General features: G+C 43.8%; 4 protein-coding genes. 3 read left to right on the plus strand and 1 reads right to left on the minus strand.

What is annotated here, in order from left to right; all coding sequences use genetic code 11:
* On the plus strand, positions 1–853 hold an 853-nt coding region (locus ACH2DQ_RS00275; RefSeq protein ID WP_395025008.1), incomplete at its 5' end, for a TIM-barrel domain-containing protein.
* A gap of 44 nt (positions 854–897) precedes the next feature.
* On the opposite strand, the gene ACH2DQ_RS00280 is transcribed toward ACH2DQ_RS00275, so the two are convergent.
* Complete coding sequence (locus ACH2DQ_RS00280) at positions 898–1,890, minus strand: helix-turn-helix domain-containing protein (RefSeq protein ID WP_394914688.1); 993 nt, start codon at positions 1,888–1,890, stop codon at positions 898–900.
* A gap of 62 nt (positions 1,891–1,952) precedes the next feature.
* On the opposite strand from ACH2DQ_RS00280, the gene ACH2DQ_RS00285 reads away from it, so the two are divergent.
* A complete protein-coding gene (locus ACH2DQ_RS00285; RefSeq protein WP_394914689.1) occupies positions 1,953–3,737 on the plus strand; it encodes a sensor histidine kinase in 1,785 nt (594 codons plus the stop codon).
* Between the two features lie 10 nt (positions 3,738–3,747).
* Positions 3,748–4,473 carry a response regulator gene (locus ACH2DQ_RS00290; RefSeq protein ID WP_394914690.1) on the plus strand — a complete coding sequence of 242 codons (726 nt, stop codon included), beginning with the start codon at positions 3,748–3,750 and terminating at the stop codon, positions 4,471–4,473.
* The last annotated feature ends 120 nt before the right edge of the window (positions 4,474–4,593 follow it).

Consider the following 4,593-nt stretch of genomic DNA (forward strand, 5'->3'; position numbering starts at 1 on the left):
GGCGGAGAGTTTAAGAGGCGGGCTTTCCTTCTGCCAGTCAGGATTTGGATTTTGGGCTCATGACATCAGCGGTTTTGACAGCACCGCCACGCCGGACCTGTATAAGAGATGGTCGGCCTTTGGGCTTTTATCAACACACAGCAGGCTTCATGGACATGATTCCTACCGCGTGCCATGGATGTTTGATGAAGAAGCATGTGACGTACTGGGATTTTTTACCAGGTTAAAGTGCTCCCTGATGCCCTATCTGTTTTCCCAGGCAGTGCAGGTTCATGAAGAAGGCGTGCCAATGATGCGTGCCATGATGCTGGAATTCCCGGACGATCCCAATTGTGCATATCTGGACAGGCAGTATATGCTGGGGGACAGTCTACTGGCAGCTCCTGTTTTCCGTGAAGACGGAGTGGCGGCTTTCTACGTGCCGGAAGGAAAATGGATCAATTGGATCACAAAAGAAAAGCTCTCTGGCGGCAGATGGTATACACAGAAGTTTGATTATTTTTCACTGCCGCTCCTAGTGAAGCCCAATACGCTGCTGGCAGTGGGTGACAGAGATGACTGTGCAGAATATGATTACTGCAGTAATGTGACGTTCCATCTGATTGAGCCGGAAGAGGGGAAAAGAGCAAAAGCCGTCGTTTATAATAAAGAGCTTGATACAAAACTAGAGATATCGGCAGAGAAAAACGGGGAAACCATAACGGTGATATCCACCCATGATACAGACTGGATGATGGGTCTGCCATATTCATGCAGTATGGCAGGAGAAAAAGGAAGTCTTACAGAATCCGGAAATCTGACATATCTGATTCCGGAAACGGGTTGTAAGGAATATAGAATTAAGGTAAGATAACAGACAGGGACAGGTGCGGTTATGAAGTAGAAAGTGGTTTACTTTCATAACGGCACCTGTCTGTCATGCTGTATCGTTCCGTTATGCTCCAACATTTCCGGCTCCAGATCAGGATAATAGCTGCACAATATGGAAAAGTTTTCACTCATAACCTTATCGGTGAGGAAGCACTCCCTTATGTAAGGTATTGGTGCCGGAGTGTTTTGCTTTTCTCTCAGGCGCCGGCGGTACTGCCCGGGGGTACAGCCAAAATATTCGTCAAACAGCTGGTTTAAATATTTGATGTCTGAGAAACCGCTGGCAATGCAGATATCCAGGATGCTGCTGTCAGTCTCGGTAAGGAGGTTAAGGGCCTTTTCAAAACGAAGCTGCTTCATATAGCTCTGAAAAGAAATGCCCAGGGTTTTCTTGAACAGGTGTGACAGATAGTGCAGGGACAGGTTCTCCAGCTTTGATATATCGGAGAGCAGCAGCTTTTCGGTATAGTGTTTTTCGATGTGGTTCAGGATTTTCTGCATTTTGAATATATTTTTTTCACGGCTGCTTCGTTCCTGCTGGTCCAGCAGACTGTAGGGAAGATGTATAAGCAGTTGTTCAGCCAGTAAATTCAAAAGCCCGATACAATGGAGGGAAAAGTATTGGGGTTCCCGGAAAAAAGAGGAAGCCATCTCCACCATCAGATTTTGTAAGGCTGAATATTTGCCGGAGCACAGCAGGTTTTGGGTGAAATAAGTATATTCAAAGGACGGGTAATAACTGCGGCAGAAGGAGGAGGAAAATTGGACTGCCAGTACAAGCCCTTTGCCCGATGTACATGTGAGCCGGTGCGTCTCATAGCTGTTGAAAAGGATTATGTCCTGCGCTCTGGCAATTGGTGTATCCGGCAGAGAATTAATAGCAAGCGTACCATCTAATACCAGCAGCAGTTCAATATCGCTGTGCCAGTGCTGGGGGGTGCTTTGGTAAATTTCCGCCAAAAATAATTTACAATAACTTGTTTTGCTGTGTTTGATATATTCATATTCATGGTTAGGCATAAGGCGTTCCTCCTGATTTTTAATGTAATCTTTTTTGGGAGAAAAGTCAAGAAGAGGGAAAGATGAAAATGACAGAGAAGAAAGATAAAAAAGTAATGCAGCTAAAGAATAAGATTGTCCTGGGTTATATATTGCTGGGAATTATCCCATGCATTCTCATAGGAATTGGCAGTTACCTGGTGTACAGCCGCAGCATTAATTCCAAGATTGAAGCAATTGTGGACAACAATGCACAAAGGGATCTGCAGGTAATTGAAGAACGCCTGGAGTCCAACCGGAATATTCTTTATAATATTGTAACAGACCGGGAACTTTTAAAGCTGGTCCGCAAGATGAATCAGGCGGGTAAGGATGGAGAGTTCATCTATAAATCGAAGATCCTGGAAGAGATACAGGGCTTTACCACCACCTATGACAATGTGAACAGCATTACTTATTTAAGCAGCAGTGGAGGATACATATTATATGATAAGCGGCTGGAGCGTCTGGAAACAATCTGGGACAACCGGATTTACCGTGATTATTTTTACCTGAATGTATGGGACCAGGATCAGGTTGTCTACCTTCCCACGCTCTGCCTTACGGAGAATCAGGAAGAAAAAAACTATTCTTTTTTCCTGGCACTTCCTTTGAAAGATGCAGTTACGAAAGAAAAGTTCGGAATTATTGTTGTAAGTGTGGACGAGGATATGTTTCATTATACGAAGATCAGCAACAATCAGATGAAGAAATATACAGAGGAACTGGGAATCACCACCTATGTAATTGATGGCAGGAATAAAATCATTGCTGCTGAAAACCGGGATATGATCGGAAATGATTTTGCAGATGCAACGGATTCCTCCGCAAATGGCAGCAACTACAGAATGTTTTATAATGAAATTGAAGGGACAGGATGGCAGCTGGTACAGGTAATTGACAAAACGCTGCTGTTCCAGGATGTAACATTTTTCGGACAGATCAGTTTTTTGATTGTAGCGGTGATCATGGGGTCATTTACACTTCTGACAGTTACGATTACCAACCGTCTATCCGGTTCTATTATAAAAACGGCACGGTATATTGAAAATTACCAGCCCGGTGAGGCGAAAGTCCTGCCACGTCTGGAGGAAAAGGACGAACTGATATCAATTATTTACCAGTTTGATAAAATGCGGGGGAAAAATGAGAAGCTGATACAGGAATTAAAGGATAAGAATTATGAGATTATGGAAATATCCGACCGGCAGAGAAAGGCAGAACTCAAAGCTTTGGAAGCACAAATTAACCCTCATTTTCTATATAATACACTGGATTCCATCAACTGGATTGCCATTGAAAATGATCAGGAGGAGATCAGCCAGATGCTGAGCTCCCTGGGGAGTCTGCTGCGGTACAGTGTAACGAACATTGATATGCAGGTACCTCTGGAGGTGGAGCTGGAATGGATGAAAAAATACACGTTTTTACAGCAAAAAAGATTTGACGATTCCTTTGTGTGCCAATATGACATCCAGGAAGAGTCTCTGAATTTTCCCATATATAAAATGCTGCTGCAGCCTATTATTGAGAACATCATTATTCATGGCTTTCAGGATAAAAAGCAGGGAGGAATCATTGATGTGAAGACAGAGGTTTTGGCAGATGGGAAATTAAGGATATCCATTGAAGATAACGGATGCGGGATTGAACCGGATATCCTGGATCGGATTCACCATGATATTTCCAATAAAACACCTCTCAACAGTGAAAGTATTGGGATCAGCAATATCGTAAACCGCACAAATCTGTATTATAAAGGAGAGGCACAGATCCGGATCGGCAGTGAACCGGGGCAGGGAACGAAAGTAGTTTTGATGATTCCATAAGGGGGAAAAAATGCGTATAGTAGTAGTAGAAGATGAACTGCGGGTGCGGCATAGTCTGGTGAAATGCATTGAGAAGATAAGTCCGGATTATCGCGTGGTTGCAGAAGCAGACAATGGTTATGAAGGAATGAAGGCAGTGAGAGACTTTGAGCCGGATGTGGTGATCACAGATATTCAGATGCCAAAAATAGATGGACTGAGTATGATCCGGCAGTTGAAGAACATGGGGCTGAATCCGGTCTTTATCATACTGAGCGGATATGCTGAATTTGGGTATGCACAGGAAGGGGTAAGGCTGGGAATCCGGGACTATCTTCTGAAGCCCATAACAGTAAATAATCTGCGGGAAACGCTGGCGAATATTGAAAACAGGGGGAGGGAGGAAGAGGTGGAAGAGGAGAAGCAGTACTCCGCCTGCATTCGCGCCATGGTGGAAACGATACATAATGAATATGGTAAGCATCTGGGGATGGATTTGTTTGCCGGCAAGTATAAAATGGCGCCGGAGTATCTGAGCACATTGTTTGCCAAAGAGACCGGAAAAACATTTTCTAATTATCTGAAAGAAGTCAGGATGCAGAAAGCGAAACAGCTGCTGGAGGAAACGGACATGAAAATCTATGAAATTGCCTGTCAGACCGGCTATCCGGATCAGAAATATTTTTCCAAAGTATTTAAAGAATATGCGGGGGTATCTGCAAAACAGTATGTGTCCAGCTTAAAGAAAGATTCGTAAAGGCGCTCTGGTATTACAGCGAATGCTTAATATGTGTTCTATTGAATGCATTATATTGGGGTTTTGCTGAGTAAGGACGCTTTGTATAAGACAGGTAGTGTACGAAAAGATGGGCGTGGG

The sequence above is a fragment of the Robinsoniella sp. genome, assembly GCF_034124845.1.

Bases quoted from the DNA above. Each gene is read 5' to 3' on its own strand.
- ACH2DQ_RS00280 (WP_394914688.1), bottom strand. From the start codon at position 1,890: ATGCCTAACCATGAATATGAATATATCAAACACAGCAAAACAAGTTAT.
- ACH2DQ_RS00285 (WP_394914689.1), top strand. From the start codon at position 1,953: ATGAAAATGACAGAGAAGAAAGATAAAAAAGTAATGCAGCTAAAGAAT.
- ACH2DQ_RS00290 (WP_394914690.1), top strand. From the start codon at position 3,748: ATGCGTATAGTAGTAGTAGAAGATGAACTGCGGGTGCGGCATAGTCTG.